Raw genomic sequence first — 2689 nt, 5'->3', positions numbered from 1 at the left:
ACTACTTAGATTGAAAAACATCTATAAAATCACTCGCTTAAAGGATTTGAAAAACGAGTGGTTATTCGTGTAAGTGATAAAAAGAAGAATTATAGCAAAGTCACCAAATTGCTAGTTAAGCCAAAAACATTCAAATTTATGCGCCTGACAATTTAGGAATAAAAGATGTATTGATTTCAGATTCTAAAATCGAAAAAATAGATGATCATATCGAACTTTCTTATCCAATTGAAACAATTGATGGCACAGGATGCATTTTAACGCCAGGTCTAATTGATCGCCATGTTCATATTACTGGTGGTGGTGGAGAAGCTGGTTTTATTTCTAGAGCTAGGCCTATAGATGTACAGGAAATATTAGATGCAGGTATCACAACTGTCATTGGATTATTGGGAACAGATGGTTATACAAGAAGTACAAAAGAATTATTTGCGAAAGCTAAAGAATTAACACAAAAAGGTGTACATACCTATATCTTAACAGGTAGCTATGCATATCCAAGTAATACACTAACTCGTTCTATGGAAGATGATATTGTGTTTATTGATAGTATTCTTGGTGTAAAACTAGCTTTAAGTGATCATAGGTCTAGTCATGTAACAGAGGAAGAATTAACTCGATTGGCTTCTAAAATCCGTACCGCAAGCTTAATTGCAGGAAAACAAGCAAACTTAACAATTCATATGGGAGACGAAAAACAAGCCTTAGACTTAGTTTTTAACATCTTAGAAAAAGCGGATATTCCCGTTTCTTTATTCCAGCCAACACACTGCACAAGAAATCCTCATTTATTTGAAGAAGCAAAAAGATTTACTGATATGGGTGGTACAATTGACATAACATGTGATGGTAATGGTAAGACTTTGAGTTACATTCAACAAATAAAAAATACAGAGAAAGTAACCATTTCTAGTGATGCTCAAGGTTCATGGTCTACATACAATGAAGATGGATCCGTTAAAGAAATTGGTATTACACCAATTTCAAACTTAAAGAAGGAATTCATTTATCTGAAAAATGTACTTGGGTATGAAAATGCTTTGCCATTCTTTACGAAAAATGTTGCGAATGTATTAGGTTTTGAACACATAGGACAAGTTAAAGAAGGATTTGATTGTGATCTTGTCATTTGGAAGGAAGATCAAATTCAAAAAGTAATCACAAAAAAATAGGCACTGATTCACTCAGTGCCTTTATTATTCATTAAATTACTTAACGAATTGTACAATTGCCATTGGAGCTGCATCTCCACGACGGATACGTGTTTTTACAACACGAGTGTATCCACCATTACGATCTGCATATGCTGGTCCAATTTCATTGAATAATTTTTGAAGAGCTGTTGTTCCCTCTTCATCAACTTCTACATTACGAACGTAAGCTGCTGCTTGTCTACGTGCATGTAAATCTCCACGTTTTGCTAATGTTACTAATGAGTCCATTACAGCGCTTAATTCTTTTGCTTTCATTTCTGTTGTTTCAATTTGTCCGTTTTCAATCAAAGATGTTGCCATGTTACGCAACAATGCTTTACGATGATCGGCTTTACGTCCCAATTTACGATTCCACATGGTATTTCCTCCTATCCGTTATTTTGCTTAAAAGACAATCCTAATTCTTTAATTTTGTCTTTAACTTCTTGTAATGATTTCTTCCCTAAATTACGAACGTGAATCATTTCCTCTTCTGTTTTTTGAGTTAATTCATCAACAGTCGCAATACCAGCACGTTTTAAACAGTTATAAGAACGAACTGATAGTTCTAAGTCTTCAATCATTTTGTGAGTAGTGTATGCTACAGGTTCTTCTGAAACTTCAACTTCTTTTTCTTTCACTTCAAGACTAGCTTCATCAACTGATGCCAAAATTGATAAGTGATCACGCAAGATTTTACCTGCTACAGCTAATGCTTCACTCGGTTTAATTGTTTCATCCGTAGTAATTTCTAACTCTAATGAATCGTACATACTTCCATCTTCACCTTTAATGGGTGTAGCAACATAGCTAACATTTTTAACTGGTGAGTATAGAGAGTCTGTATAAATAATACCAAGAGGTTGTCCTTCATTTTGGTACATTCTCTTATTTACATCAGAACGCACGAATCCACGGCCTAAACGAGCCTGAAGTTCCATGTGCATAGAACCTCCTTCAGACAAAGTACAAATTGGTAAATCTTTGTTTAATACAGTAACTCCTGTTGGACATGCGATATCACCTGCTAAGACTGTTTTTGGTCCTTCCTGGTCGATACGAAGCGTATAAACTTCATTGTCATGAATATCAATATCTAAAATCAATTGTTTCAAATTTAAAATAATTGAAGCAACGTCTTCTTTTACACCTTTAATACCTGTAAATTCGTGGTATACGCCGTCAATACGAATACTAAAGATCGCACCTCCAGGAATTGAAGATAACAATACACGGCGAAGTGCATTACCTAATGGTGTACCATAACGATATTCTAATGGTTCTAATAAGAATTTACCTACATTTGTTGTTTCTTCGATAGTCGAAATTTTATACTTTGTGCTCATTTGGACACCTCCTTAGTATGGTGACTATCCACGAGGTCGTTTTGGTGGACGACATCCGTTGTGTGGAATTGGTGTTACATCATTGATCATTGTAATTTCTAAACCAGCTACCTGTAATGCTCTGACAGCTGCTTCACGTCCAGGTCCAGG

The 2689-nt window shown here is 35.2% G+C and carries 4 protein-coding genes; 1 reads left to right on the top strand and 3 read right to left on the bottom strand.

Going from position 1 to position 2689, the window contains the following annotated elements; genetic code table 11:
* The first annotated feature begins 128 nt into the window (after window positions 1-128).
* The gene (locus FYJ55_RS10440; protein WP_326831873.1) at window positions 129-1172 is read left to right on the top strand and encodes an amidohydrolase family protein; all 1044 of its coding nucleotides are present in this window, start codon (window positions 129-131) and stop codon (window positions 1170-1172) included.
* A gap of 36 nt (window positions 1173-1208) precedes the next feature.
* On the opposite strand, the gene rplQ is transcribed toward FYJ55_RS10440, so the two are convergent.
* The 3 genes from rplQ to rpsK form a co-directional block, all read right to left on the bottom strand.
* Window positions 1209-1571, bottom strand: coding sequence for a 50S ribosomal protein L17 (rplQ, locus tag FYJ55_RS10435; protein WP_117571636.1), 363 nt, complete (start codon window positions 1569-1571; stop codon window positions 1209-1211).
* Window positions 1572-1582: 11 nt separating this feature from the next.
* A complete protein-coding gene (locus FYJ55_RS10430) occupies window positions 1583-2539 on the bottom strand; it encodes a DNA-directed RNA polymerase subunit alpha (RefSeq protein ID WP_154556768.1) in 957 nt (318 codons plus the stop codon).
* A gap of 24 nt (window positions 2540-2563) precedes the next feature.
* Window positions 2564-2689, bottom strand: a 126-nt coding sequence (gene rpsK / locus FYJ55_RS10425; protein ID WP_154555653.1) for a 30S ribosomal protein S11, incomplete at its 5' end; no start/stop codon positions are given.

This window comes from Holdemanella porci, from assembly GCF_009696075.1.
GTDB classification, from domain to species: domain Bacteria; phylum Bacillota_I; class Bacilli_A; order Erysipelotrichales; family Erysipelotrichaceae; genus Holdemanella; species Holdemanella porci.
This window is presented reverse-complemented; position numbering and strand designations above follow the sequence as displayed.